Consider the following 24,566-nt stretch of genomic DNA (forward strand, 5'->3'; position numbering starts at 1 on the left):
CTCGGGTGCGGGCCCCCCGGGGGGGGCGGGGGGTTCCCCGCTTCGCGCCCGGCACAGGCACCCATGCCCCCAGGGAATGACCTGATGAATTCTTTTCCCGGCATTTTCCCCCGTTCCACCCCTCCAAGCCCTTAGAATCGGCCCACCCCCACCACGGGCCAAAAAGAGGGCACTATGCACATCACTTCCGGGCGCTGGATCCATGGCCTGCTGCTGGCACTTCTGACCGCGCTGCTCTGGGGCATCCTGCCGATCAAGCTCAAACAGGTGCTGCAAGTCATGGACCCGATCACCGTCACCTGGTATCGCTTGCTGGTGTCCGGTGGCCTGTTGCTGGCCTGGCTGGGCGCCAACCGGCGGTTGCCATCGGCAAAGGCGCTGGGGCGCAGGGGCAAGGCCCTGGTGGCGGTGGCCGTGTGTGGCCTGATGGGCAATTACGTGTTGTACCTGGTCGGCCTCAACCTGCTCAGCCCTGGCACCGCGCAACTGGTGGTGCAGCTTGGCCCGGTGCTGTTGCTGGTGGCGAGCGTGTTCGTGTTCAAGGAGCGCTTCAGCCTGGGGCAGGGCATCGGCCTGCTGGTGCTGCTGTGCGGCTTCGGCTTGTTCTTCAACCAGCGCCTGGACGAGTTGCTGACCTCGCTGGGCACCTACACCACCGGGGTGCTGACCATCGTCCTGGCGACCAGCATCTGGGTGTTCTACGCCCTGAGCCAGAAGCAGTTACTGACGGTGTGGCATTCGCAGCAGGTGATGATGGTGATCTACCTGTGCTGCGCACTACTGCTCACGCCCTGGGTGCACCCGCTGGAGGCCTTGCAACTGACCCCGGTGCAGGGCTGGCTGCTGCTGGCCTGTTGCCTGAATACCCTGGTGGCCTATGGCGCCTTCGCCGAGGCCCTGGCGCACTGGGAGGCATCGCGAGTGAGCGCGACCCTGGCGTTGACGCCGTTGGTGACCCTGGTGGCGGTGGCTGGGGCGGCCTGGGTGTGGCCCGACTATGTGCAGGCCGAGGGGCTCAATGCCCTGGGGTACCTGGGGGCGGTGACGGTGGTGCTGGGGTCGGCGCTGGTGGCGCTGGGGCCTTCGTTGGTGGCCGGGTGGCGGGCGCGGCGGGCGCAGGTTCGGTGATTGTCTGTGCTGGCCTCTTCGCGGGTAAACCCGCTCCTACAGGGGTAGGCGATCCTCTGTAGGAGCGGGTTTACCCGCGAAGAGGCCGGTCCTGCCTATAAATCCCTCAACCCTTGCCCCCCGGCGCCAACATGTTCTCCGGCCGCACCCACTGGTCGAACTGTTCATTAGTCAGGTACTTCAACTCCAAGGCAGCCTCACGCAAGGTCTTGCCCTCGCCATACGCCTTCTTGGCAATCTCCGCCGCCTTGTCGTAACCGATGTGCGGATTGAGCGCCGTCACCAGCATCAGCCCACGCTCAAGGTGCGCCGCCATCTGCTCGGCATCCGGCTCGATACCGGCCACGCAGTGCTGCTGGAAGTTGCGGCAGCCATCGGCGAGCAGGGTGATCGATTGCAGCAGGTTGTGGATGATCACCGGCTTGAACACGTTCAGCTGCAAATGGCCCTGGCTCGCGGCAAAACCGATGGCCGCATCGTTGCCCAGCACCTGACAGGCCAGCATCGACAACGCCTCGCACTGGGTCGGGTTGACCTTGCCCGGCATGATCGAGCTGCCCGGCTCGTTCGCCGGCAGGCGTACCTCGGCCAGCCCGGCGCGTGGGCCGGAGCCGAGCAGGCGCAGGTCGTTGGCGATCTTCATCAGCGCCACCGCCAGGGTCTTCAAGGCACCGGCCAGGCTGGTCAGCGGCTCGTGGCCGGCGAGGGCGGCGAACTTGTTCGGCGCGGTGACGAACGGCAGCCCGGACAGCGCCGCCAGCTCGGCGGCGATCGCTTCGGCGAAACCGTGCGGGGCATTGAGCCCGGTGCCCACCGCCGTGCCACCCTGCGCCAGCTCGCACACCGCCGGCAGGGTGGCGCGGATGGCCCGCTGGGCGTAGTCGAGCTGGGCGACGAAGGCCGAGACCTCCTGGCCGAAGGTGATTGGCGTGGCGTCCATCATGTGCGTGCGGCCAGTCTTGACCAACTGGTGGTGGCGCGCCGACAGCTCGGCCAGCCCCGACGACAGTTCGGCGATCGCCGGCAGCAACTGGTCGTGAACCGCCTGGGCAGCGGCGATGTGCATGGCGGTGGGGAAGCAGTCGTTGGAGCTCTGCGAGCGGTTGACGTGGTCGTTGGGGTGCACCGGCGTCTTGCCGCCGCGGCCCTTGCCTGCCAGCTCGTTGGCGCGCCCGGCGATCACCTCGTTGACGTTCATGTTGCTCTGGGTGCCGCTGCCGGTCTGCCACACCACCAGCGGGAACTGGTCGTCGTGCTGGCCGTCGAGCACTTCGTCGGCGGCTTGCTCGATCAGCCGGGCGATGTCGGCAGGCAGGTCGCCATTGCGGTCGTTGACCCTGGCAGCGGCCTTCTTCACCAGCGCCAGGGCGTGCAGCACCGCGAGCGGCATGCGCTCCTTGCCGATGGCGAAGTTGATCAGCGAACGCTGGGTCTGGGCACCCCAGTAGGCGTCCTCAGGAACTTCGACCGGGCCCAGGCTGTCTGTCTCGATACGGCTCATGCTGCGCTCACTCCTTAAGTGTCCGAAATCGCAGTTTAGGCCCTGATTCGACAATGCGGTTCAATCGCATGTCGTGCCACTTGAGCACTTCGCCACCACGGCGCAGAATGCTCGTCTCTGAGGTACCCGCCTCCCTCTTCTGAAGGAAATGCAATGACCCGTCTCCGTGTCCTCTGTGCTGCCGTCGCCCTGGCCTGTGCCAGCGGCCAGGTCCTCGCTGCCACCGCCAGCCACAACGCTGCCGCCGAGAAATTCCTGACCCTGGCCAATGCCGACAAGCTGGGTACCCCGGTGTACATGCAGGTCCAGCAGATGTTCGCCCAGCGTTTCGCCCAGACCAAGGCCCCGGCCTCCAAGCAATCGGTGCTCGAGAGCTACCAGGCCAAGGCCAACGCGGCGCTGGACAGCGCCATTGGCTGGAACAAGCTCAAGCCGAAAATGGTCGACCTGTACACCCAGAGCTTCACCGAGCAAGAGCTCAAGGACCTGGTCAAGTTCTACGAGTCGCCGCTGGGCAAGAAAGTCCTGCGTGAAATGCCCAAGGTCACCCAGCAGTCGGCCCAGCTGACCCAGCAGAGCCTGGAGCCTGCGGTACCGGTGGTGAACAAGCTGCTCGAGGACATGACCAAGGAACTCGACCCGAACGCCGGCAAGGCCGCCGCCCCGGCCAAGAAGTGAGTGACCCCCGATGACCATGCAGCAACGCATCGAGCAGCAATTGGCCGCGCTGGCCCCGCAACACCTTGAAGTGCTGGACGAAAGCCACATGCACAGCCGTGGCCAGGAGACTCACTACAAGGCGGTGATCGTCAGCGAGCAGTTCGCCGCGCTCAATAGCGTCAAGCGCCATCAGAAGGTCTACGCCACCATGGGCGAGCTGATGGGGCAGATCCATGCCTTGGCCATCCACACCTATACCCCCGAGGAGTGGGCCCAGGTGGGCGCTGCGCCGGCATCGCCGGTGTGCGCCGGCGGCGGGCACTGAATCCTTTCCGTCGTTCTGGTAGAATGCCCAACGCGCCGCCTGTCGGCGCGTTTTTATTTGTCAATCCGGTCCGCCCCTTACGAGGGCAACCACCTGGAGATATCGCTTCATGTCCCAACCGATCGTCGTCGCGGCGCTGTACAAGTTCGTCACCCTGGAAGACTACGTCGAACTGCGCGAACCGCTGCTCAAGGCCATGCTCGACAATGGCGTCAAGGGCACCCTGCTGCTGGCCAACGAAGGCATCAACGGCACCGTTTCGGCCACCCGCGAAGGTATCGACGCGCTGCTCGCCTGGCTGCGCAACGACCCGCGCCTGGTCGATGTCGACCACAAGGAATCGTACTGCGACGAACAGCCGTTCTACCGCACCAAGGTCAAGCTCAAGAAAGAGATCGTCACCCTCGGCGTGCCAGGCGTGGACCCCAACCAGCAGGTCGGCACCTACGTCGAGGCCAAGGACTGGAACGCCCTGATCAGCGACCCGGAAGTGCTGCTGATCGACACCCGCAACGACTATGAAGTGGCCATCGGCACCTTCAAGGGCGCGGTCGACCCCAAGACCGAGACCTTCCGCGAGTTCCCCGAGTACATCAAGGCCAATTTCGACCCGAGCAAGCACAAGAAGGTCGCCATGTTCTGCACTGGCGGCATTCGCTGCGAAAAAGCCTCGAGCTACATGCTCGGTGAGGGCTTCGAAGCGGTCTATCATCTTAAAGGTGGCATCCTCAAGTACTTCGAGGAAGTGCCCCAGGAAGAGAGCCTGTGGGACGGCGACTGCTTCGTCTTCGACAACCGCGTGACGGTGCGCCATGACCTCAGCGAGGGCGAGTACGACCAGTGCCATGCCTGCCGCCATCCGGTCGACGCCGCCGATCGCGCGTCCGAGCACTACTCGCCAGGCGTGAGCTGCCCGCACTGCTGGGACACCCTGAGCGAGAAGACCCGGCGCAGCGCCATCGACCGGCAGAAGCAGATCGAGCTGGCCAAGGCCCGCAACCTGCCGCACCCGATTGGCTACAACTACAAAGCCGAGGCTTGATGCATGTCCACGCGCCTGATCTATGTGATGGACCCGATGTGCTCCTGGTGCTGGGGATTCGCGCCGGTGGCCACCGCCCTGATCGCCCAGGCGCGTGACGCCGGCGTGCCCACGCACCTGGTGCCTGGCGGCCTGCGCAGTGGTGGCAGTGCCCTGGATGCCTCCACCCGCAAGTACATCCTCGAACATTGGCAGGCCGTGGCAGAGGCTACCGGCCAGCCGTTCCGTTTCGACGGCGCCATGCCCGACGGCTTCGTCTACGACACCGAGCCGGCCTGCCGTGCCCTGGTGGCGGCGCGTGGCCTCGAGGCCGAGCGCGTATGGCCGTTGCTGGCGCTGATCCAGCGCAGTTTCTATGAGCAGGGCCTGGACGTGACCACGGCGCCGCAACTGGTCGACCTGGCCGAACAGGCCGGCTTCGACCGTGCCACCTTCGCCGAGGCCTTTGCCCGTGCCGATACCCGCGCCGCCACCGCAGCCGATTTCAGCTGGGTGCAGGGCCTGGGCATCGCCGGTTTTCCGACCTTGCTGGCCGAACGCAACGGCCAGCTGGCCTTGCTGACCAACGGCTACCAGCCGCTTGAGCGCCTGCAACCGTTGCTTGGCCGCTGGCTGCAGCAGGCCGCCTGTGCTTGATGTGCCGGGGTCGCCAGACCCTGTGCCGGGGAAGCCCGCTGCCGTGTCCGACCGCCTGAGCTGGGCGCAGATCCGTCGCCTGGCGTTGCATCACAAGAAGCACCTGTGGACCGCCAACCTGGTGGCCGTGCTCGCGGCCTGCTGCAGTGTGCCGATCCCGTTGCTGCTGCCGTTGCTGGTCGATGAAGTGCTGCTCGGCCACGGCGATGCCGCGCTGAAGTGGATGAACCACCTGCTGCCCAGCGCCTGGCAGGCGCCGGTCGGCTATATCGGCCTGATGCTCGTGCTCACCTTGTGCCTGCGCCTGGCCGCGCTGGCCTTCAACGTGGTGCAGGCCAAGCTGTTCGCGGGCCTGGCCAAGGACATCGTGTACCGCCTGCGGGTGCGCCTGATCGAGCGCCTCAAGCGCATTTCGCTCAAGGAATACGAGAGCCTGGGCAGCGGCACCGTGACCACCCACCTGGTCACCGACCTGGACACCCTCGACAAGTTCGTCGGCGAAACCCTCAGCCGCTTCCTGGTGGCCATGCTCACCCTGACCGGCACGGCGGCGATCCTGATCTGGATGCACTGGAAGCTGGCGTTGTTGATCCTGCTGTTCAACCCGTTGGTGATCTACTTCACCGTGCAGTTGGGCAAGCGCGTCAAGCACCTGAAGAAGCTCGAAAACGACAGCACCTCGCGCTTTACCCAGGCCCTGGCCGAAACCCTCGATGCCATCCAGGAGATCCGCGCCGGCAACCGCCAGGGCTATTTCCTCGGCCGCCTGGGCCTGCGCGCCCGCGAAGTGCGCGACTATGCCGTCGACTCGCAATGGAAGAGCGATGCCAGCGGCCGCGCCAGTGGCCTGTTGTTCCAGTTCGGCATCGATATCTTCCGCGCTGCGGCCATGCTCACCGTGCTGTTTTCCGACCTGTCCATCGGCCAGATGCTGGCGGTGTTCAGCTACCTGTGGTTCATGATCGGCCCGGTGGAGCAACTGCTCAACCTGCAATACGCCTACTACGCCGCCGGTGGCGCCTTGAGCCGGCTCAACGAGTTGCTGGCGCGTGCCGACGAGCCGCAGTACCCGGCCGCCAGCGACCCGTTCGCCGGCCGCGCCACGGTGGGCATCGAGGTGCGCGACCTGAGCTTCGCCTACGCCGACGAACCGGTGCTCGAACACCTCGACCTGGCGATTGCCCCTGGCGAGAAGGTGGCGATCGTCGGTGCCAGCGGCGGTGGCAAGAGCACCCTGGTGCAGTTGCTGCTGGGCCTGTACAGCGCCCAGGCCGGGACCATCCGCTTCGGCGGTGCGAGCCTGCAGGAAATCGGCCTGGAGACCTTGCGCGAGAATGTCGCCGTGGTGTTGCAGCATCCGTCGCTTTTCAACGACACGGTGCGCGCCAACCTGACCATGGGCCGCGACAGCAGCGACGAAGCCTGCTGGGAGGCGCTGCGCATCGCCCAGCTCGACGCCACCATCGGCGCCTTGCCGCAGGGCCTGGACAGCGTGGTCGGGCGTTCCGGCGTGCGCCTGTCGGGCGGCCAGCGGCAACGCCTGGCCATCGCTCGCATGGTGCTGGCCGAGCCCAAGGTGGTGATCCTCGACGAAGCCACCTCGGCGCTCGATGCGGCCACCGAGTACAACCTGCACCAGGCCCTGGCGCGTTTTCTCAGTGGCCGCACCACCTTGATCATCGCCCACCGGCTGTCGGCGGTGAAGCAGGCCGATCGGGTGCTGGTGTTCGATGGCGGCCGCGTGGCCGAAGACGGCGGGCACCAGCAACTGATCGCCGAAGGCGGGCTGTACGCCAAGTTGTACGGGCATTTGCAGCAGAGCTGAGGTCGGCGGCACCTGGGCCGCAGGGTTCGGCCAAATATCCCTTCTAAAATCCCTCCGCGCCGATGGCAAATCGCCTACGCTTTGCTTGTCTGGGTCGATCCGTGTCTTATCTACTCTGCGACAGGGAATACATGAAGGGAAATCGGACTCTCGAAGCGCCAAAGCTGCTGGGCATCATCTGGCCCTTTGTCGCGGTCGTGGTATTCCAGGTGCTGCTGGGCAGCATCAGCCTCTATGCATTATCTGCCGTGCGCGCCTATGTCGCCGGCGAAAGCCTTTGGTCCAAGGCCCAGAAGGACGCCATCCACTACCTCAGCCTGTACGCCGACAGCCGTGACGAGCGCACCTACCAGCGCTATCGCCAGGCCATCAGCGTGCCCCAGGGCGACCGTGAGATGCGCGTGGTGCTCGAACAGTCCAGCCCCGACCTCGAGGCGGCCCGCCAGGCCGTGCTGCAAGGCGGCAACCACCCCGATGACGTCGAACGGATCATCTGGTTCTACCGGCATTTCCGCCAGGTCAGCTATGTGCAGACGGCGATCCAGTACTGGGAGATCGGCGACGGCTACCTGCGCCAGCTCGACCTGCTGGCCGGCGAGATGCGCCAGCGTATCGCTACGGGCCAGGTCGAGGCGGCCGATGTGGCGGGCTGGAAGGCGCGCATCGTCGCCATCGACGATGGCGTCACCCCGGCGGCCAAGGCCTTCAGCGATGCCCTGGGCGAGGGTTCGCGGTTGCTCCTGCGCCTGCTCCTGACGATCAACCTGTTGACCGCGCTGTTCCTCATCGCCATCGCCTGGCGTCGTTCGAGCAAGCTGCTGGCCCAGCGCCAGGCCTTCGCCAGCGCCCTGCAGGAAGAAAAAGAGCGGGCGCAGATCACCTTGCAGGCCATCGGCGATGCAGTGATCACCACCGATGTGCACGGTTACATCGGCTACATGAACCCCGCCGCCGAGCAACTGACCCACTGGCACGCCGGCCAGGCCCAGGGGCTGCCACTGGCGGCGCTGTTCAGCCTGGTCGACGAGCAGGCTCGCGACAGCAGCGCCAGCCTGGTGGAGCAGGTGCTCGGCGGCACCCTCAACGGCGGCGCCGAACAGGCCCGGCTGATCCAGCGCCTGGATGGCAGCACGGTCTCGGTCAACCTGGTGGGCTCACCCATCCTCAACCAGGGGCAGGTCGCCGGTACCGTCCTGGTGCTGCACGACATGACCCAGGAACGCCAGTACATCGCCAACCTGTCGTGGCAAGCCACCCACGACGCCCTGACCGGCCTGGCCAACCGCCGCGAGTTCGAGTATCGCCTGGAACAGGCACTCAATGCCCTGGCGCGCCAGGCCGGGCGACACTCGCTGATGTTCCTCGACCTCGACCAGTTCAAGCTGGTCAACGACACCTGCGGCCATGCCGCCGGCGACGAATTGCTGCGGCACATTTGCGCGGTACTGCAATCATGCCTGCGTGAGAGCGACACGCTGGCGCGCCTGGGCGGTGACGAGTTCGGTGTGCTGGTGGAAAACTGCCCACCGGAGCAGGCCGAACGTATTGCCGAGCAACTGCGCCAGACCGTGCAGAGCCTGCATTTCGTGTGGAAGGGGCGCCCCTTCGTGACCACCGTGAGCATCGGCCTGGTGCATCTGGCGCAACTGCCCAGCACCCTCGAAGGCTCGCTGCGCGCCGCCGACATGGCCTGCTACCTGGCCAAGGAGAAGGGCCGCAACCGGGTGCAGGTGTACCACGACGACGACAGCGAGCTGTCTACCCGGTTTGGCGAAATGGCCTGGATCCAGCGCCTGCACGTGGCCCTGGAGGAAAACCGCTTCTGCCTGTATGCCCAGGAGATCGCCGCGCTCAGGCCCCACGAGGGCGCCGGGCATATCGAGATCCTGCTGCGCCTGCAGGACGAAAACGGCCGCACCATCTTGCCGGGCAGTTTCATCCCGGCAGCCGAGCGCTTCGGCCTGATGACCGCCATCGACCGCTGGGTGGTGCGCAATGTCTTCCAGGTGATTCGCGAGTGCCTGGACCAGGATCGCGAAGGGCCGCTGTCGATGTGTGCGATCAACCTGTCCGGCGCGAGCATCGGCGACGACATGTTCCTCGACTACCTGCAGCGCCTGTTCGTCGAGTACGCCATCCCGCCGCGCATGATCTGCTTCGAGATCACCGAAACCAGCGCCATCGCCAACCTCGGCAGCGCCATCCGCTTCATCAACGAATTGAAGGGGCTGGGCTGCAGGTTCTCGCTGGACGACTTCTGTGCCGGAATGTCGTCATTCGCTTATTTGAAGCATTTGCCTGTCGATTTCTTGAAGATCGACGGAAGTTTTGTCAAAGATATGCTCGATGATCCAATCAATCGAGCCATGGTCGAGGTGATCAACCACATCGGCCATGTCATGGGCAAACGGACCATCGCCGAGTTCGTCGAAACACCCCTGATAGAACAGGCTTTGCAGGAGATTGGCGTGGACTACGCCCAGGGCTACCTGATAGAGCGCCCTCAGCTGTTCACCACCGACAGCCTGCAACGCCAACGGATCGCGTCACGGCCGCTGCTGCACCGGGCACCGGGAACCTTCCGCTGACAACGCCGCCAGATCACAAGGATCAAGGAGCTGAAAGTGATTGACGCATTCGTTCGTATCGGACCGCTGATGGACCCCGCCAGTTACCCCCAATGGGCGCAACAGTTGATCGAAGACTGCAGCCAGGGCAAGCGCAGGGTGGTAGAGCATGAGTTCTACCAACGCCTGCGCGAAGGCCAGCTCAAACCGGCCACCATCCGCCAGTACCTGATCGGTGGCTGGCCGGTGGTCGAGCAGTTTTCCCTGTACATGGCGCACAACCTGACCAAGACCCGCTATGCCCGCCACCCGGGCGAGGACATGGCGCGGCGCTGGCTGATGCGCAACATCCGCGTCGAACTCAACCATGCCGACTACTGGGTGCACTGGTGCCAGGCCCATGGCGTGAGCCTGCACGACCTGCAAGCGCAGGACGTGCCACCGGAGCTCAATGGGCTCAACGACTGGTGCTGGCGGGTGTGCAGCACAGAATCGCTGGCGATTGCCATGGCCGCCACCAACTACGCCATCGAAGGGGCGACGGGGGAGTGGTCGGCGGTGGTCTGTGAGTCCGACAGCTATGCCCAGGGCTTTCCCGAGGACGGGCGCAAGCGCGCCATGAAGTGGCTGCGCATGCATGCCCAGTACGACGATGCCCACCCGTGGGAGGCGCTGGAGATCATCTGCACGCTGGCCGGCGAAAACCCGAGCCAGGGGCTGCGCAACGAACTGCGCAAGGCGGTGTGCAAGAGCTATGACTGCATGTACCTGTTTTTGGAGCGGTGCATGCAGATCGAGGGGCGCCAGGTGGGCCGGGCGAGGGCGGCGTTGGCGGCGGGCTGATTGTGGGGTGCCTGTGCCGGCCTCTTCGCGGGTAAACCCGCTCCTACAGAGGCCCCACAAACGGGCCCCCTGTAGGAGCGGGTTTACCCGCGAAGAGGCCGGCACAGGCAGTAGAAATCCTACTGCGCGTTAAACGCCTGCCCATTCACCCCAGTGCTATCCGGCCCCATCAGGTACAGATACACCGGCATGATCTCTTCAGGCAGCGGATTGTTCTGCGGATTCTCGCTCGGGTAGGCCTGCGCGCGCATCGCGGTGCGCGTGGCCCCGGGGTTGATGCTGTTGGAGCGCACCGGCGCCACGCCTTCGAGCTCGTCGGCGAGGGTCTGCATCAGCCCCTCGGTGGCGAACTTAGACACCCCGTACGCGCCCCAGTAGGCCCGGCCCTTGCGCCCGACACTGCTGGAGGTGAACACCACCGAAGCGTCCTCCGAGAGCTTGAGCAGCGGCAGCAGGGTGCTGGTGAGCATGAAGGTGGCATCGACGTTGATGTGCATCACACGCATGAAGTTGTCGCCGGAAAGCTGTTCCAGCGGTGTACGGGGGCCGATGATCGAGGCGTTGTTGAGCAGGCCGTCGAGGCGGCCGAACTGCTCCTCGATCATCACTGCCAGCTCGTCGTACTGGTGCGGCAGGGCGGTTTCCAGGTTGAACGGGATCACCACGGGCTGCGGGTGCCCGGCGGCCTCGATCTGGTCGTAGACCTCGTTGAGGTTGGCTTCGGTCTTGCCCAGCAGCAGCACGGTGGCGCCCAGGGCGGCATAGGCCTTGGCGGCTGCGGCGCCGATGCCACGGCCGGCGCCGGTGACCAGGATGACCCGGCCCTTGAGCAGGTCGGGGCGGGCGGTGTAGTCGTACATGGGGAGGTCCTTCGAGTTCATGGGCGCGGCGCCGTCCCCTGTAGGAGCGGGTTTACCCGCGAATTCGCCAGTCCAGGCGATCTCGATGCCTGATCAATCGCATTCGCGGGTAAACCCGCTCCTACAGGGGTGGCGCAGTGCCGGGGTTCGGCATGTCAGCAACCGCACAGCGCGCTGTCGATCACCTTGCGCAGGTCCAGCGGGTGGTCCACCACCACGTCGGCGCCCCAGTTGTTCGGGTTGTCCTGTGGATGAATATAGCCGTAGCGCACCGCTGCCGTACGGGTGCCGGCGCCGCGCCCCGACTCGATGTCGCGCAGGTCGTCGCCGACGAACAGGACGCTGGCCGGGTCCAGGTTGAGGGTGGTACAGGCCAGGGTCAGCGGCTCGGGGTCGGGCTTGCTGTTCTTCACGTGGTCCGGGCAGATGAGCAAGGCGGAACGTTCGGCCAGGCCCAGGCGCTGCATGATCGGTTCGGCGAAGCGCACCGGCTTGTTGGTGACCACGCCCCAGATCAGGTTGCCTTTCTCGATGTCGCTGAGCAGCTCGGCCATGCCGTCGAACAGCTTGCTGTGCACCGCGCAGTCGCGCTGGTAGCGCTCGAGGAACTCCAGGCGCAGGGCCTCGAAGCCCTCGGCGTCCGGGTCCATGGCGAAGGTGGTGGCGACCATGGCGCGTGCGCCGCCCGAGATCACGCCGCGGATCAGTTCGTCGTCCACCGGCGGCAGGCCGCGGTCGGCGAGCATCGCCTGGCAGATGGCGATGAAGTCCGGCGCCGTGTCGAGCAGGGTGCCGTCCATGTCGAAGAGTACTGCTCGCAAGCGCATGCTCATTCCTCGCGCAGGGTCTGGATCATGTAGTTGACGTCGACGTCGCTGCTGAGCTTGTAGTGCTTGGTCAGCGGGTTGTAGGTCAGGCCGATGATGTCCTTGACCTCGAGGCCGGCGACGCGGCTCCAGGCGCCCAGCTCGGACGGGCGGATGAATTTCTTGAAGTCGTGGGTGCCGCGCGGCAGCATCTTGAGGATGTACTCGGCGCCGATGATGGCCAGCAGGTAGGCCTTGGGGTTGCGGTTGATGGTCGAGAAGAACACCTGGCCGCCCGGCTTGACCATGCGGTAGCAGGCGCGGATCACCGAGGACGGGTCGGGCACGTGCTCGAGCATCTCCAGGCAGGTGACCACGTCGAACTGCCCAGGCATTTCCTCGGCCAGGGCCTCGGCGGTGATCTGCCGGTACTCGACCTGCACGCCGGACTCCAGTTGGTGCAACTGGGCCACGGCGAGCGGCGCCTCGCCCATGTCGATGCCGGTGACACTGGCGCCACGCAGGGCCATGGATTCGCTGAGGATGCCGCCGCCACAGCCGACGTCGAGCACTTTCTTGCCGGCCAGACCGACGCGCTCGTCGATCCAGTTGACGCGCAGCGGGTTGATCTCGTGCAGCGGCTTGAACTCGCTCTCGCGGTCCCACCAGCGGTGGGCCAGGGCCTCGAACTTGGCGATTTCGGCGTGGTCGACGTTGCTCATTGAACAGTCCTCGGGAACTTGTACTTCAAAGGTGCGCAGTATACCCGAGCGTCTGCGGCGCAGGGTCGCTATAATCGCCGGCTTTTAATGTGCGAACGACGGGGAGAGGCGATGCGCGAGCAACTTTTGGCGGCGGAGAAGGTGACCGGCATTCGCTGGCACGACGGCTGCCTGCACCTGCTCGACCAGCGTCTGCTGCCGGCGCAAGAGCGCTGGCTGACCTGCGACGATGTTACGCAGGTGGTCGTGGCCATTCGTGACATGGCCGTGCGCGGCGCCGCCGCCATCGGCATCGCCGCGGCCTATGGCCTGGTGCTGGCCCTCGAGGAGCGCCTGGCCCAGGGCGGCGACTGGGAGCTGGACCTGGAAGATGACTTCCTCAGCCTGGCCGAGGCGCGCCCCACCGCCGCCAACCTGTTCTGGGCGCTCAACCGCATGCGCGAACGCCTGCAGCGCGTGCGCCCGGAAGACGACGTGCTGGCGGTGCTGGAGGCCGAGGCGGTGGCCATCCACGAGAGCGACCGCGAGGCCAACCTGACCATGGCCCAGCACGGTATCGAGCTGATTCGCCGGCACCAGGGCAACCAGCAGGCCCTGCTGACCTATGGCAACGCCGGTGCGCTGGCCAGCGGCGGCTTCGGCACGGCCCTGGGGGTGATCCGCGCGGGCTTCCTCGAGGGCATGGTCGAGCGCGTGTATGCCGGCGAAACCCGGCCCTGGCTGCAAGGTTCGCGCCTGACCGCCTGGGAGCTGGCCAACGAGGGCATCCCGGTGACCTTGTGCGCCGATTCGGCGCTGGCCCACCTGATGAAGACCAAGGGCATCACCTGGGTGGTGGTGGGTGCCGACTGCATTGCCGCCAATGGCGACGTGGCGAGCAAGATCGGCACCTACCAGCTGGCGGTCAGCGCCATGCACCATGGCGTGCGCTTCATGGTGGTGGCACCGAGCACCAGCATCGACCTGAACCTGGCCAGTGGCGAGGACATTCCCCTCGAAGAGCGCGCTGCCGATGAGTTGCTGGACGTTGCCGGGACCCGCGTGGCGGCGGATGTCGAGGTGTTCAATCCGGTATTCGACGTGACCCCGGCCGACCTGGTCGACGTGATCGTGACCGAGCGCGGTATCGTCGAGCGGCCGGATACCGCCAAGCTGGCGCAGTTGATGTGTCGCAAGCGGTTGCATTGATCGTTGCCTGTGCCGGCCCCTTCGCGGGCAAGCCCGCTCCTACACGGACAACGCCGAACCTGGGATCAGCGATCTCCTGTGCGGGCTTGCCCGCGAAAGGGCCGGCACAGCCGCAGAAATTTCGATGCCCGGCACCGGCCCGAGCCCAACCGCCATATCTCCCCACCCGCACCGCCTTTGTGATAACATCCGGCAGTTTCCAAGACCGCCCACGACGGCGGCCTTCATTGCGCAGATCCATGGCACAACTCATTGATTTGTCGTAAGTCGTCGCACCCTTCTGCGTTGCGGCGGCGAGCTTCGTTCGGCCCTTGATGGAGGCTGCGAAGTTTCACCAGAAAAAGGAATCAGGCTTCTCATGGGCGAACTGGCCAAAGAAATCCTCCCGGTCAATATCGAAGACGAACTGAGACAGTCTTACCTCGACTACGCGATGAGCGTGATTGTCGGGCGAGCGCTGCCCGATGCGCGTGACGGCTTGAAGCCCGTGCATCGCCGCGTTCTCTATGCGATGAGCGAACTGGGCAACGACTGGAACAAGCCGTACAAGAAGTCCGCCCGTGTGGTCGGTGACGTCATCGGTAAGTACCACCCGCACGGCGACACTGCGGTCTACGACACCATCGTGCGTATGGCCCAGCCGTTCTCGCTGCGTTACCTGTTGGTCGACGGCCAGGGCAACTTCGGTTCGGTGGACGGCGACAACGCCGCGGCCATGCGATACACCGAAGTGCGCATGGCCAAGCTGGCCCACGAACTGCTGGCCGACCTGCACAAGGAAACGGTTGACTGGGTACCGAACTACGACGGCACCGAGCAGATCCCGGCGGTCATGCCGACCCGCATCCCCAACCTGCTGGTCAACGGTTCCAGCGGCATCGCCGTGGGCATGGCGACCAACATCCCGCCGCACAACCTCGGCGAGGTCATCGACGGCTGCCTGGCGCTGATCGACAACCCCGAAGTCACCGTCGACGAGCTGATGCAGTACATCCCAGGTCCGGACTTCCCGACCGCGGGCATGATCAACGGTCGCCAGGGCATCATCGAGGCCTACCGTACCGGCCGTGGCCGCATCTACATGCGTGCCCGCTCCACGATCGAAGACATCGACAAGGTCGGTGGCCGCCAGCAGATCGTCGTCACCGAGCTGCCGTACCAGCTGAACAAGGCGCGGCTGATCGAGAAGATCGCCGAACTGGTCAAAGAGAAGAAGATCGAAGGCATCACCGAGCTGCGCGACGAGTCCGACAAGGACGGCATGCGCATCGTCATCGAGCTGCGTCGCGGCGAGGTGCCGGAGGTGGTGCTGAACAACCTCTACCAGCAAACCCAGCTGCAGAGCGTGTTCGGTATCAACGTGGTCGCCCTCATCGACGGTCGCCCGCGCCTGCTCAACCTCAAGGACCTGCTCGAAGCGTTCGTCCGTCACCGCCGCGAAGTGGTCACGCGCCGTACCGTGTTCGAGCTGCGCAAGGCCCGCGAGCGTGGCCACATCCTCGAAGGCCAGGCGGTCGCGCTGTCCAACATCGACCCGGTCATCGCCCTGATCAAGGCCTCGCCGACCCCGTCCGAAGCCAAGGAAGCCCTGATCGCCAAGGCCTGGGAATCCAGTGCCGTGCAGGTCATGGTCGAGCGCGCCGGCGCCGAGTCCTGCCGCCCGCAAGACCTTCCCGAGCAGTACGGCCTGCGTGACGGCAAGTATTACCTGTCACCGGAACAGGCCCAGGCCATCCTCGACCTGCGCCTGCACCGCCTGACCGGCCTGGAGCACGAGAAGCTGCTGGCCGAGTACCAGGAAATCCTCGAGCAGATCGGCGAACTCATCCGCATCCTCAACAGCGCCCAGCGCCTGATGGAAGTGATCCGCGAAGAGCTCGAAGCGATCCGTGCCGAGTACGGCGATGCCCGTCGTACCGAAATCCTCGATGCCCGTCACGACCTCAACTACGGCGACATGATCCCGGAAGAAGAGCGCGTGGTGACCATCTCCCACGGCGGCTATGCCAAGACCCAACCGCTGTCCGCCTACCAGGCCCAGCGCCGTGGTGGCAAGGGCAAGTCGGCTACCGGCGTGAAGGACGAGGACTACATCGAGCACCTGCTGGTCGCCAACAGCCACGCCACCCTGCTGCTGTTCTCCAGCAAGGGCAAGGTTTACTGGCTCAAGACCTACGACATTCCCGAAGCGTCCCGCGCCGCCCGTGGCCGCCCGCTGGTCAACCTGCTGCCGCTGGAGGAGGGTGAGCGCATCACCGCCATGCTGCAGATCGACCTCGAGGCCCTGCAGCAGAGCGCCGACCCGGACGAAGAGCTGGAGGATGGCGATGACGGCGTGATCGAAGGCGAAATCGTCGAAGCGGAAGAAATCGACGAAGAAGACGGCGACACCCCTGAGTGGGTGGCCGAGCCGACCGGCGCGTATATCTTCATGGCCACCGCTTCCGGTACTGTCAAGAAGACCCCGCTGGTGCAGTTCGCCCGTCCGCGTTCCAATGGCCTGATCGCCTTGAAACTCAAGGAAGGTGACACCCTGATCGCCGCAGCCATCACCGACGGCGCCAAGGAAGTCATGATGTTCTCCGACGCCGGCAAGGTGATCCGCTTCGCCGAGAGCGTGGTCCGTGAAATGGGCCGTACCGCCCGCGGTGTACGGGGCATGAAACTGGGCAAAGGTCAGCAGATCATCTCGATGCTGATCCCCGAGTCCGGCGCGCAGATCCTCACCGCCTCCGAGCGTGGCTTCGGCAAGCGTACCCCGCTGTCCAAGTTCCCGCGTCGCGGCCGTGGCGGCCAGGGCGTGATCGCCATGGGCACCAAGGGGCGCAACGGTCTGCTGATCGGTGCCATCCAGGTGCAGGAAGGCGAGGAGATCATGCTGATCTCCGACCAGGGCACCCTGGTGCGCACGCGGGTCGGCGAAGTGTCCAGCCTGGGCCGCAACACCCAGGGCGTGACGCTGATCAAGCTGGCCACCGATGAGACACTGGTAGGCCTGGAGCGTATCCAGGAGCCGTCCGAGGACGAATTCGATGAGGCCATCGAAGGAGACGAGGAGGGCGTCGAGGCCGACGCGCCAGACGATGAAGCTGCAGGTGCCGAAGAGGCCCCGCAAGAGTAATGCAACAACCCGGACGGGGCGACCAAGGTCGCCCCGTTTGACTGATAACGGCGGGTAAAGCCAGGCCCTGTGGGAGCGGGCTTGCCCGCGAAGCAGGCGCTGTGGTGGATGGCACCGGCTTTGCCGGTGTTCGCGGGCAAGCCCGCTCCCACAGGGCACTGCAAACCCCATGCAATGGTTTTGTTCTGTTTAGAGCGAGAGTGGATGTGAGCAAACGAGCCTTTAACTTCTGCGCAGGCCCTGCCGCGCTTCCCGACGCTGTGTTGCAGCGTGCCCAGGCCGAAATGCTGGACTGGCGCGGCAATGGCCTGTCGGTGATGGAGATGAGCCATCGCAGCGACGACTACGTGGCCATCGCCGAGAAGGCCGAGCAGGACCTGCGTGACCTGCTGTCCGTCCCCTCCAACTACAAGGTCCTGTTCCTGCAGGGCGGCGCCAGCCAGCAGTTCGCCGAGATCCCGCTGAACCTGCTGCCGGAAAACGGCACCGCCGACTACGTCGAGACCGGTATCTGGTCGAAGAAGGCCATCGAGGAAGCGCGCCGCTTCGGCCACGTCAACGTCGCCGCCAGCGCCAAGCCCTACGACTACCTGGCCATCCCTGGCCAGAACGAGTGGAAACTGACCCAGAACGCGGCCTACGTCCACTATGCGTCCAACGAGACCATCGGCGGCCTGCAGTTCGACTGGGTGCCCGAGACCGGTGATGTGCCGCTGGTGGTCGACATGTCGTCCGACATCCTCTCGCGCCCGATCGATGTCTCGCAGTTCGGCATGATCTACGCCGGCGCGCAGAAGAACATCGGCCCGAGTGGCCTGGTGGTGGTGATCGTCCGTGAAGACCTGATCGGCCACGCCCGCAGCCACTGCCCGACCATGCTCGACTACAAGGTCGCCGCCGATAACGGCTCCATGTACAACACCCCGGCCACCTACTCCTGGTACCTCTCGGGCCTGGTGTTCGAGTGGCTGAAGGAGCAGGGCGGCGTCGAGGCCATGGAGCAGCGCAATCGCGCCAAGAAGGACCGCCTGTACGGCTTCATCGATGCCAGCGAGTTCTACACCAACCCGATCAGCCACAACGCCCGTTCGTGGATGAACGTGCCGTTCCGCCTGGCCGACGAGCGCCTGGACAAGGCCTTCCTGGCCGGCGCCGATGCCCGTGGTCTGCTCAACCTCAAGGGCCACCGCTCGGTGGGCGGTATGCGTGCATCCATCTACAACGCCCTGGGCCTGGAAGCCGTCGAAGCACTGGTCGGCTACATGGCGGAATTCGAGAAGGAGCACGGCTGATGGCTGAACAGGAACTCAAGGCACTGCGCGTGCGCATCGACAGCCTCGACGAGAAGATCCTCGAGCTGATCAGTGATCGCGCCCGCTGCGCCCAGGAAGTGGCTCGGGTCAAGACCGCCGAGCTGGCCGAAGGCGAGAAGCCGGTGTTCTACCGCCCCGAGCGCGAAGCTGCCGTGCTCAAGCGCGTGATGGAGCGCAACAAGGGCCCGCTGGGCAACGAAGAGATGGCGCGGTTGTTCCGCGAGATCATGTCTTCGTGCCTGGCCCTGGAAGAGCCGCTCAAGGTCGCTTACCTCGGCCCCGAGGGTACCTTCACCCAGGCCGCGGCCATGAAGCACTTCGGCCACGCCGTGATCAGCCGTCCGATGGCAGCCATCGACGAAGTGTTCCGCGAAGTGGCGGCCGGTGCCGTCAACTTCGGCGTGGTGCCGGTGGAAAACTCCACCGAAGGTGCGGTCAGCCACACCCTCGACAGCTTCCTCGAGCACGACATGGTCATCTGTGGCGAGGTCGAGCTGCGCATCCACCATCACCTGCTGGTGGGCGAGAACACCAAGACCGACAGCATCACCCGTATCTACTCCCACGCCCAGTCCCTGGCCCAGTGCCGCAAGTGGCTGGACGCGCACTACCCGAACGTCGAGCGCGTGGCGGTCTCGAGCAATGCCGAGGCAGCCAAGCGGGTGAAGGGCGAGTGGAATTCGGCCGCCATCGCCGGCGATATGGCGGCCAACCTGTACGGCCTGACCCGCCTGGCCGAGAAGATCGAGGACCGCCCGGACAACTCCACGCGCTTCCTGATGATCGGCAACCAGGAAGTGCCGCCGACCGGTGACGACAAGACCTCGATCATCGTGTCGATGAGCAACAAGCCCGGTGCCCTGCACGAGCTGCTGGTGCCGTTCCACGACAACGGCATCGACCTCACCCGCATCGAGACCCGTCCGTCGCGCAGTGGTAAATGGACCTACGTGTTCTTCATCGACTTCGTCGGCCACCACCGCGACCCGCTGATCAAGGCGGTGCTGGAGAAGATCAGCCAGGAGGCCGTGGCGCTGAAGGTGCTGGGGTCGTATCCGAAGGCAGTGCTTTGATCGGTGCCCCTGGAGCCGCTTCGCGCCTCTTCGCGGGCAAGCCCGCTCCCACAGATAATGTGCAAGACCATCTGTGGGAGCGGGCTTGCCCGCGAAGGGCTGCAACGCAGCCCCATTGGGCCTCCCAGACTGTCCTGATTTCTGAACAAGGTCCACACCCGTGGTAAATGCCGCAAAAACCAAATCCGCGCCAATCATCGACCGCCTGGTGGTGGTCGGCCTCGGCCTGATCGGCGGCTCGTTCGCCAAGGGCCTGCGTGAAAGCGGCCTGTGCCGCGAAGTGGTCGGTGTCGACCTCGACGCCCCGTCGCGCAAGCAGGCCGTGGCCCTCGGCGTGGTCGACCGCTGCGAAGAAGACCTCGCCGCCGCCTGCGTCGGCGCCGACGTGATCCAGTTGGCCGTGCCGATCCTGGCCATGGAAAAGGTATTGGCCCGTCTGGCCGCGCTCGATCTTGGCCACGCCGTCATCACCGACGTCGGCAGCGCCAAGGGCAACGTGGTGCGCGCCGCCCGCGAAGTGTTCGGCGCCAGCCTGCCGCGCTTCGTGCCTGGCCACCCGATCGCCGGCTCCGAGCAGAGTGGAGTAGAGGCCTCCAACGCCACGCTGTTCCGCCGCCACAAGGTCATCCTCACGCCGCTCGCGGAAACCGACCCGGCCGCCCTGGCCCTGGTCGACCGCCTGTGGCGCGCGCTGGACGCCGATGTGGAGCACATGCCGGTGGAGCGTCACGACGAAGTCCTGGCCGCCACCAGCCACTTGCCGCATCTGCTGGCCTTCGGCTTGGTCGATTCGCTGGCCAAGCGCAATGAAAACCTGGAGATCTTCCGGTACGCTGCGGGTGGCTTTCGCGATTTCACCCGAATCGCCGGCAGCGATCCGACCATGTGGCACGATATCTTCCTCGCCAACCGCGAGGCCGTCCTGCGTACCCTGGACACATTTCGCAGCGATCTCGACGCCTTGCGCGACGCGGTCGATGCAGGGGACGGGCACCAGCTGCTGGGTGTATTCACCCGCGCACGGGTTGCCCGCGAGCATTTCAGTAAAATCCTGGCCCGCCGGGCCTATGTGGACGCTATGAACGCCAACGATCTGATTTTCCTGGCCCAACCGGGTGGCCGCGTGTCCGGACGGATCCGCGTACCTGGCGACAAGTCGATTTCCCACCGCTCGATCATGCTCGGCTCGCTGGCCGAAGGCACCACCGAGGTCGAAGGCTTCCTCGAAGGCGAGGATGCCCTGGCGACCCTGCAGGCCTTCCGCGACATGGGCGTGGTCATCGAAGGCCCCAACCACGGCCGCGTGACCATTCACGGTGTTGGCCTGCACGGCCTCAAGCCGCCACCCGGCCCGCTGTACGTCGGCAACTCCGGCACCTCGATGCGCCTGCTCTCCGGCCTGCTGGCCGGTCAGCCGTTCGACGTCACCATGACCGGCGACGCTTCGCTGTCCAAGCGCCCGATGAACCGCGTGGCCAACCCGCTGCGCGAGATGGGCGCCGTGGTCGAGACCGGCCCCGACGGCCGTCCGCCGCTGACCATTCGTGGCGGCCACAAGCTCAAGGCGCTGGACTACACGCTGCCGATGGCCAGTGCCCAGGTCAAATCCTGCCTGCTGTTGGCTGGCCTGTACGCCGAAGGCACCACCACCGTCACCGAACCGGCCCCGACCCGCGACCACACCGAGCGCATGCTGCGTGGCTTCGGCTACGCGGTGCAGAGCAACGGTCCGGTCGCCTCGCTGCAGGCCGGTGGCAAGCTCACTGCTACCCGTATCGAAGTGCCAGCAGACATCTCGTCGGCGGCCTTCTTCCTGGTGGCCGCCTCGATCGCCCAGGGCTCGGAACTGGTGCTCGAGCACGTCGGCATCAACCCGACCCGTACTGGCGTGATCGACATCCTGCGCCTGATGGGCGGCGACATCACCCTGGAGAACCAGCGTGAAGTCGGCGGCGAGCCAGTGGCCGACCTGCGCGTGCGTGGCACCCAGCTCAAGGGCATCGAGATCCCCGAGGCCCTGGTGCCGCTGGCCATCGATGAATTCCCGGTACTGTTCGTCGCCGCCGCATGCGCCGAGGGCCGCACCGTACTGCGTGGCGCCGAAGAACTGCGGGTCAAGGAATCGGACCGCATCCAGGTGATGGCTGACGGCCTGATCACCCTGGGCGTGAAGTGCGAGCCGACCCCGGACGGCATCATCATCGACGGCGGCCAGATCGGCGGCGGCGAAGTGCACGGCCACGGCGACCACCGCATCGCCATGGCCTTCAGCGTCGCCTCGCTGCGCGCCAGCGCGCCGATCCGCATCCATGACTGCGCCAACGTCGCCACCTCGTTCCCGAACTTCCTCGCCCTGTGCGCCGAAGTCGGCATCCGCGTCGCCGAAGAGGGCAAAGCGTGAATACCCAGGCACCGGTCATCACCATCGACGGCCCAAGCGGTTCGGGCAAAGGCACGGTCGCCGGCTTGCTGGCCCGCGAGCTCGGTTGGCACCTGCTGGATTCAGGCGCGCTTTATCGGTTGTTGGCCTTCAACGCCAACAACCACGGCGTTGACCTGACCAATGAAGAGCTGCTGACCAAGCTCGCCGCCCATCTGGATGTGCAGTTCATCGCCGCCCAGCCCGGTAAGCTTCAACAGACCATCCTTGAAGGCGAAGACGTCAGCCAGGTCATCCGTACCGAAACCGTCGGCGCCGGTGCTTCGATGGTCGCTTCGCTGCCGGCAGTGCGTGATGCGCTGCTGGGCCGTCAGCGGGCATTCCGGGAAATGCCAGGTTTGATCGCAGACGGTCGCGATATGGGCACCGTGGTGTTCCCGGACGCGCCATTGAAGGTCTTCCTCACCGCCAGCGCCGAAGAGCGTGCCCGCCGCCGCTACCTCCAGTTGAAGGGCAAGGGCGAAGATGTTAGTCTGTCGAGTCTGCTAGATGAGATTCGTGCGCGTGATGAGCGCGATACCCAGCGTGCGGTGGCCCCGCTGAAGCCAGCGGCCGATGCCATCCAGTTGGATTCCACGGAGTTGTCCATCGAGCAGGTGTTGCAACGTATCAGGAGCGAGCTCGCCCAGCGCGATCTGCTCTGATAGCCAGGAAAGCATGCAGGGGCACCAGTCAACGTCCTGCAGGCTTTCCTTTACTTAAAACAAACCCACATTGTCTGGAATGTGGCGATGGGCGTCTGTTTCGCCCGAATCTACAGGAATTAAAATGAGCGAAAGCTTTGCAGAACTCTTTGAAGAAAGCCTGAAAACCCTCAATCTTCAGCCGGGTGCCATCATCTCCGGTATCGTTGTCGACATCGACGGCGACTGGGTTACCGTACACGCTGGCCTGAAGTCCGAGGGCGTCATCCCGCTCGAGCAGTTCTACAACGAAGCTGGCGAGCTGACCATCAAGGTCGGTGACGAAGTTCACGTTGCGCTGGACGCGGTCGAAGACGGCTTTGGCGAAACCAAACTGTCCCGTGAAAAAGCCAAGCGCGCCGAGTGCTGGATTGTTCTGGAAGCAGCTTTCGCCGCCGAAGAAGTGGTCAAGGGCGTTATCAACGGTAAGGTTAAGGGCGGCTTCACTGTCGACGTTAACGGCATCCGTGCGTTCCTGCCGGGCTCCCTGGTTGATGTCCGCCCAGTGCGCGACACCACCCACCTCGAAGGCAAAGAGCTGGAATTCAAGGTCATCAAGCTGGACCAGAAGCGCAACAACGTTGTCGTTTCCCGTCGCAGCGTGCTGGAAGCCGAGAACTCCGCCGAGCGCGAAGCCCTGCTGGAAACCCTGCAGGAAGGCCAGCAAGTCAAAGGTATCGTCAAGAACCTCACCGACTACGGCGCATTCGTGGACCTGGGCGGTATCGACGGCCTGCTGCACATCACCGACATGGCTTGGAAGCGCATCAAGCACCCGTCGGAAATCGTCAACGTTGGTGACGAAGTCGACGTTCGCGTCCTGAAGTTCGACCGTGAGCGCAACCGCGTTTCCCTGGGTCTGAAGCAGATGGGCGAAGATCCGTGGGTCGCTATCACTTCGCGCTACCCAGAAGGTACTCGCGTACAGGCTCGCGTTACCAACCTGACCGACTACGGCTGCTTCGCTGAGCTGGAAGAAGGCGTTGAAGGTCTGGTACACGTTTCCGAAATGGACTGGACCAACAAGAACATCCACCCGTCGAAAGTCGTTCAGGTTGGCGACGAAGTGGAAGTCATGGTTCTGGACATCGACGAAGAGCGTCGTCGTATCTCCCTGGGTATCAAGCAGTGCAAATCCAACCCATGGGAAGACTTCTCCGGCCAGTTCAACAAGGGTGACAAGATCACCGGTACCATCAAGTCGATCACCGACTTCGGTATCTTCATCGGCCTGGAAGGCGGCATCGACGGTCTGGTTCACCTGTCCGACATCTCCTGGAACGAAACTGGCGAAGAAGCCGTACGTCGTTTCAAGAAGGGCGACGAGCTGGAAACCGTCATCCTGTCGGTCGACCCAGAGCGCGAGCGCATCTCCCTGGGCATCAAGCAGCTGGAAGACGATCCGTTCTCCAACTTCGTTGCTGTCAACGACAAGGGCGCTATCGTCAAGGGCATCGTGAAAGAAGTTGACGCCAAAGGTGCAATCGTCACCCTGGCCGACGACATCGAAGCCACTCTGAAAGCTTCCGAAATCAGCCGTGACCGCGTTGAAGACGCGCGTAACGTCCTGAAGGAAGGCGAAGAGATCGAAGCCAAGATCATCAGCGTTGACCGCAAATCGCGCGTCATCAGCCTGTCGATCAAGTCGAAAGACGACGCTGAAGAGCGTGAAGCCATCCAGAGCCTGAAAAACGCTCCGGAAGCGGCTGCCGACACCACCATGGCCGCGCTGCTGCGCGAAGCTATGGCCAAGCAGAACTGAGTTCTGTTTGATCGGTAAAAAGGGGTGGCCTTCGGGTCGCCCTTTTTTTTGGGCCGTGTTCCGGGCGGGTG

At 64.8% G+C, this 24,566-nt stretch carries 19 protein-coding genes; 15 read left to right on the forward strand and 4 right to left on the reverse strand.

Annotated features, from left to right (window positions below; translation table 11 throughout):
* Window positions 1–174: 174 nt before the first annotated feature.
* Window positions 175–1,128, forward strand: a complete 954-nt coding sequence (locus IAE37_RS27310; RefSeq protein WP_201178566.1) for a DMT family transporter — start codon at window positions 175–177, stop codon at window positions 1,126–1,128.
* A 106-nt stretch (window positions 1,129–1,234) separates the two neighbouring features.
* On the opposite strand, the gene IAE37_RS27315 is transcribed toward IAE37_RS27310, so the two are convergent.
* Window positions 1,235–2,629 carry a class II fumarate hydratase gene (locus IAE37_RS27315; protein WP_201178567.1) on the reverse strand — a complete coding sequence of 465 codons (1,395 nt, stop codon included), beginning with the start codon at window positions 2,627–2,629 and terminating at the stop codon, window positions 1,235–1,237.
* A 153-nt stretch (window positions 2,630–2,782) separates the two neighbouring features.
* Between IAE37_RS27315 and IAE37_RS27320 the strand changes: the two genes are divergently transcribed.
* The 7 genes from IAE37_RS27320 (at window position 2,783) to IAE37_RS27350 (ending at window position 10,527) form a co-directional block, all read left to right on the forward strand.
* Entirely contained in the window at window positions 2,783–3,307 is a 525-nt protein-coding gene (locus IAE37_RS27320) for a DUF2059 domain-containing protein (RefSeq protein WP_201178568.1), read from the forward strand.
* Between the two features lie 10 nt (window positions 3,308–3,317).
* Window positions 3,318–3,614: a BolA family protein gene (locus IAE37_RS27325; RefSeq protein ID WP_201178569.1), complete on the forward strand. Its 297-nt coding sequence runs from the start codon at window positions 3,318–3,320 to the stop codon at window positions 3,612–3,614.
* A gap of 109 nt (window positions 3,615–3,723) precedes the next feature.
* The gene (gene trhO / locus IAE37_RS27330; RefSeq protein WP_201178570.1) at window positions 3,724–4,656 is read left to right on the forward strand and encodes an oxygen-dependent tRNA uridine(34) hydroxylase TrhO; all 933 of its coding nucleotides are present in this window, start codon (window positions 3,724–3,726) and stop codon (window positions 4,654–4,656) included.
* Between the two features lie 3 nt (window positions 4,657–4,659).
* Complete coding sequence (locus IAE37_RS27335) at window positions 4,660–5,292, forward strand: DsbA family protein (RefSeq protein WP_201178571.1); 633 nt, start codon at window positions 4,660–4,662, stop codon at window positions 5,290–5,292.
* Window positions 5,285–7,117, forward strand: coding sequence for an ABC transporter ATP-binding protein (locus IAE37_RS27340; RefSeq protein ID WP_201178572.1), 1,833 nt, complete (start codon window positions 5,285–5,287; stop codon window positions 7,115–7,117). Before IAE37_RS27335 ends, IAE37_RS27340 begins: the two co-directional genes overlap by 8 nt.
* 131 nt (window positions 7,118–7,248) lie before the next feature.
* Window positions 7,249–9,705 carry an EAL domain-containing protein gene (locus IAE37_RS27345; RefSeq protein WP_201178573.1) on the forward strand — a complete coding sequence of 819 codons (2,457 nt, stop codon included), beginning with the start codon at window positions 7,249–7,251 and terminating at the stop codon, window positions 9,703–9,705.
* A 36-nt stretch (window positions 9,706–9,741) separates the two neighbouring features.
* Complete coding sequence (locus IAE37_RS27350) at window positions 9,742–10,527, forward strand: TenA family transcriptional regulator (RefSeq protein ID WP_201178574.1); 786 nt, start codon at window positions 9,742–9,744, stop codon at window positions 10,525–10,527.
* Between the two features lie 119 nt (window positions 10,528–10,646).
* Here the strand turns inward: IAE37_RS27350 and IAE37_RS27355 are convergent, their stop codons facing one another.
* From IAE37_RS27355 to ubiG, 3 genes are all read right to left on the reverse strand, one after another.
* On the reverse strand, window positions 10,647–11,387 hold the full coding sequence (locus tag IAE37_RS27355; RefSeq protein ID WP_201178575.1) for a YciK family oxidoreductase: 741 nt from the start codon (window positions 11,385–11,387) through the stop codon (window positions 10,647–10,649).
* Window positions 11,388–11,542: 155 nt separating this feature from the next.
* Window positions 11,543–12,214, reverse strand: a complete 672-nt coding sequence (mupP, locus tag IAE37_RS27360; protein WP_201178576.1) for an N-acetylmuramic acid 6-phosphate phosphatase MupP — start codon at window positions 12,212–12,214, stop codon at window positions 11,543–11,545.
* A 2-nt stretch (window positions 12,215–12,216) separates the two neighbouring features.
* Window positions 12,217–12,915, reverse strand: a complete 699-nt coding sequence (gene ubiG, locus IAE37_RS27365) for a bifunctional 2-polyprenyl-6-hydroxyphenol methylase/3-demethylubiquinol 3-O-methyltransferase UbiG (RefSeq protein ID WP_201178577.1) — start codon at window positions 12,913–12,915, stop codon at window positions 12,217–12,219.
* 111 nt (window positions 12,916–13,026) lie between these two features.
* On the opposite strand from ubiG, the gene mtnA reads away from it, so the two are divergent.
* The 7 genes from mtnA to rpsA all read left to right on the forward strand — a co-directional run bounded on the left by mtnA (window position 13,027) and on the right by rpsA (window position 24,495).
* Window positions 13,027–14,103, forward strand: coding sequence for an S-methyl-5-thioribose-1-phosphate isomerase (gene mtnA, locus IAE37_RS27370; protein WP_201178578.1), 1,077 nt, complete (start codon window positions 13,027–13,029; stop codon window positions 14,101–14,103).
* A gap of 358 nt (window positions 14,104–14,461) precedes the next feature.
* Complete coding sequence (gyrA, locus tag IAE37_RS27375) at window positions 14,462–17,224, forward strand: DNA gyrase subunit A (protein WP_201178579.1); 2,763 nt, start codon at window positions 14,462–14,464, stop codon at window positions 17,222–17,224.
* A 206-nt stretch (window positions 17,225–17,430) separates the two neighbouring features.
* On the forward strand, window positions 17,431–18,516 hold the full coding sequence (gene serC, locus IAE37_RS27380) for a 3-phosphoserine/phosphohydroxythreonine transaminase (protein ID WP_201178580.1): 1,086 nt from the start codon (window positions 17,431–17,433) through the stop codon (window positions 18,514–18,516).
* Entirely contained in the window at window positions 18,516–19,610 is a 1,095-nt protein-coding gene (gene pheA, locus IAE37_RS27385) for a prephenate dehydratase (protein ID WP_201178581.1), read from the forward strand. Before serC ends, pheA begins: the two co-directional genes overlap by 1 nt.
* A 193-nt stretch (window positions 19,611–19,803) precedes the next feature.
* A complete protein-coding gene (locus tag IAE37_RS27390; RefSeq protein ID WP_328822780.1) occupies window positions 19,804–22,011 on the forward strand; it encodes a bifunctional prephenate dehydrogenase/3-phosphoshikimate 1-carboxyvinyltransferase in 2,208 nt (735 codons plus the stop codon).
* Window positions 22,008–22,694: a (d)CMP kinase gene (cmk, locus tag IAE37_RS27395; RefSeq protein ID WP_201178583.1), complete on the forward strand. Its 687-nt coding sequence runs from the start codon at window positions 22,008–22,010 to the stop codon at window positions 22,692–22,694. The genes IAE37_RS27390 and cmk overlap by 4 nt, the downstream gene beginning before the upstream one ends.
* Before the next feature lie 124 nt (window positions 22,695–22,818).
* Entirely contained in the window at window positions 22,819–24,495 is a 1,677-nt protein-coding gene (rpsA, locus tag IAE37_RS27400; protein WP_201178584.1) for a 30S ribosomal protein S1, read from the forward strand.
* Window positions 24,496–24,566: the final 71 nt, after the last annotated feature.

This window comes from Pseudomonas sp. S31 (genome assembly GCF_016648105.1).
Lineage (GTDB): Bacteria > Pseudomonadota > Gammaproteobacteria > Pseudomonadales > Pseudomonadaceae > Aquipseudomonas.

What these genes read in the sequence shown, in the direction of transcription:
- IAE37_RS27310 (WP_201178566.1), top strand. Translation starts at nt 175, where the DNA reads ATGCACATCACTTCCGGGCGCTGGATCCATGGCCTGCTGCTGGCACTT.
- IAE37_RS27315 (WP_201178567.1), bottom strand. Translation starts at nt 2,629, where the DNA reads ATGAGCCGTATCGAGACAGACAGCCTGGGCCCGGTCGAAGTTCCTGAG.
- IAE37_RS27320 (WP_201178568.1), top strand. Translation starts at nt 2,783, where the DNA reads ATGACCCGTCTCCGTGTCCTCTGTGCTGCCGTCGCCCTGGCCTGTGCC.
- IAE37_RS27325 (WP_201178569.1), top strand. Translation starts at nt 3,318, where the DNA reads ATGACCATGCAGCAACGCATCGAGCAGCAATTGGCCGCGCTGGCCCCG.
- trhO (WP_201178570.1), top strand. Translation starts at nt 3,724, where the DNA reads ATGTCCCAACCGATCGTCGTCGCGGCGCTGTACAAGTTCGTCACCCTG.
- IAE37_RS27335 (WP_201178571.1), top strand. Translation starts at nt 4,660, where the DNA reads ATGTCCACGCGCCTGATCTATGTGATGGACCCGATGTGCTCCTGGTGC.
- IAE37_RS27345 (WP_201178573.1), top strand. Translation starts at nt 7,249, where the DNA reads ATGAAGGGAAATCGGACTCTCGAAGCGCCAAAGCTGCTGGGCATCATC.
- IAE37_RS27355 (WP_201178575.1), bottom strand. Translation starts at nt 11,387, where the DNA reads ATGTACGACTACACCGCCCGCCCCGACCTGCTCAAGGGCCGGGTCATC.
- mupP (WP_201178576.1), bottom strand. Translation starts at nt 12,214, where the DNA reads ATGCGCTTGCGAGCAGTACTCTTCGACATGGACGGCACCCTGCTCGAC.
- ubiG (WP_201178577.1), bottom strand. Translation starts at nt 12,915, where the DNA reads ATGAGCAACGTCGACCACGCCGAAATCGCCAAGTTCGAGGCCCTGGCC.
- mtnA (WP_201178578.1), top strand. Translation starts at nt 13,027, where the DNA reads ATGCGCGAGCAACTTTTGGCGGCGGAGAAGGTGACCGGCATTCGCTGG.
- gyrA (WP_201178579.1), top strand. Translation starts at nt 14,462, where the DNA reads ATGGGCGAACTGGCCAAAGAAATCCTCCCGGTCAATATCGAAGACGAA.
- pheA (WP_201178581.1), top strand. Translation starts at nt 18,516, where the DNA reads ATGGCTGAACAGGAACTCAAGGCACTGCGCGTGCGCATCGACAGCCTC.
- rpsA (WP_201178584.1), top strand. Translation starts at nt 22,819, where the DNA reads ATGAGCGAAAGCTTTGCAGAACTCTTTGAAGAAAGCCTGAAAACCCTC.